Raw genomic sequence first — 1,946 nt, 5'->3', positions numbered from 1 at the left:
GGGAGAGGGGGCTGGGGGGTGAGGGCAATCTCGCCCTATGGGAGAGGGGGTTGGGGGGTGAGGGCCGTCTCGCCCTATGGGAGAGGGGGTTGGGGGGTGAGGGCCGTCTCGCCCTTGGGGAGAGGGGGCTGGGGGGTGAGGGCAATCTCGCCCTATGGGAGAGGGGGTTGGGGGGTGAGGGCGATCCTGGGGGTTAATCGGCGGCTTGTCCTTAAATAGCGGCGGAATTTCGATCAGAGCCTTGTTGATGAGAACAGCCACCGGATTCAAGTCACTGGCATAAGCCTTGAGCCCCAACCGCTGCGCCTCCAAGGGAATTGATCCCCCCCCGGCAAAGGGGTCGTAAACCGGCGGCGCGTGCTTGGCAATGTACTCCCTGACAGCCTGGGGATCCGTGGGCGGATCCTCACCGCGATCCCAGGCCAAACAGCGGGCAATCTCCCGCTGGGCCGCCTCCAAAACCCCTGAGTTGGGATCGTTCACATCGTCCCAAGAAACCAGGCCCCGCACCACTTGCTTGGTTTTGCCGTCCTTGTCTTTTTGAACTTCGATGCGGGCCAGAATGTCCAACAGCCGCTGTCGCTCCCGCTCTTGGTCGGCCTCGGTGGGGAACCTGTCTGGCCAACTGCTGGGATCATCCACCAAAGAAGCCCACAGAACCGCCCGACAAGCCGCCAGGGGCCGGCGTGCCCACCAGAGATGTAGGGTGCTGGGGTGGCCGTGGCGGATGGACTTCTCGCGGGCAGATTCTAAGTTGATGGCTTCCAGGGGCAGGGCAACTTCGATGAGCTTCTTGCGGCGGGACATAAGGAGCCAAGGCCAAGGAGGCGAAAACAGGGGGCAAAATATACTCTACTCGCTGCAGGCGGATCCCTTGGCCCCAGATTGGCTAGCTCTGCAGCCGGGGATCGGATCCCTGCTGCCAGAGCTCCTTCCACTTGTAGTTGACGCTACTGGCAGCAAAATCTGGCTCCCGCTTGAAAGGCCTTCTTACGTAGCGCACCTCACAGCCTTCCCCCGCCACTGTGTAAGTGCCTGCAGGAGTTTTGACCCTGAAGACATCCCCTTCTGGAAAATCCCGATCCGCCGGCACCTGAACCAGGGCAAGGATGTAGCTGTCGGGCTTATTCAAAGCTGTCAGAATTTCATTTTTCGTTACCGTTACCGTTTCTGCTCCTTCAACCCTGCCCTTGACCTCGATAAAGCGCAGGCCCTCCCTGCCTCTGGATTCGATGTCATAACCCAGGTTTTCGGCACTCACATCGCGGGGCTCATATCCCAACGCCTGCTCGATGGCCATGACAGCGGCCATGGCCGCCTGCTCCACACGCTGGGTTTCGCGGGCAAAGGTGGCAGGAGTGGACTCCCGCTTGCCTTGCAGCCGCTGCAGCAACCCCACAGGGATCACCAGCGCCTTCCCCACCACCACCGGCGGCGAGGAGGATAGCTGGCGCTCCTGATCAAGTTCCGCCAGCCGCTTGCGAAGCCGATCGGCCAATTCATCGGCCCGCTGCCGGGCCTTGGCAGAGTTGAGCTTGGCATTGAGCTTGCCCGCCTGCTCCTCTAGCCGTAACTGGGCCGCCCGGTGATCCCAGTAGTTGATTTCTCGGGTGAGACGATCCTTTACAGCCCGCTCTGTTCTGTTGATGAGTTCTTCCCGCTGAGCCTTGACCTCCTGAAAATGCTGAGGAACAAGGTGTTCAATGGCGTAGGTGGTGACCTGCCCTTCTAGCTTCGCAGAAGAGAAGCTGGGAAGATAAGAGCTGGCTTGGGCTTTCAGAAGAGCCTGCTCTTCAGCAGTTAGGGGTCGATAGTCCAAGTAGGGAGCATAGCCGGCACTCCTTATCCTGAACTCCTCATTACCATCTCCCCCTCTCCCTGAGGGAGAGGGGGTTGGGGGGTGAGGGTCATCCCGCCCCATGGGAGAGGGGGCTGGGGGGTGAGGG

Annotated in this window: 2 protein-coding genes; both read right to left on the bottom strand. The window is 60.8% G+C overall.

From position 1 onward, the window contains the following. On the bottom strand, nucleotides 1-807 hold an 807-nt coding region (locus tag NW826_RS05330; protein ID WP_414509617.1), incomplete at its 3' end, for a DUF1156 domain-containing protein. 82 nt (nucleotides 808-889) lie between these two features. Next, nucleotides 890-1,946, bottom strand: a 1,057-nt coding sequence (locus NW826_RS05325; RefSeq protein ID WP_414509616.1) for a DUF3883 domain-containing protein, incomplete at its 5' end; no start/stop codon positions are given.

Source organism: Synechococcus sp. OH20, from assembly GCF_047502685.1.
In the GTDB taxonomy this organism is placed as follows: Bacteria; Cyanobacteriota; Cyanobacteriia; order Thermostichales; family Thermostichaceae; genus Thermostichus.
This window is presented reverse-complemented; position numbering and strand designations above follow the sequence as displayed.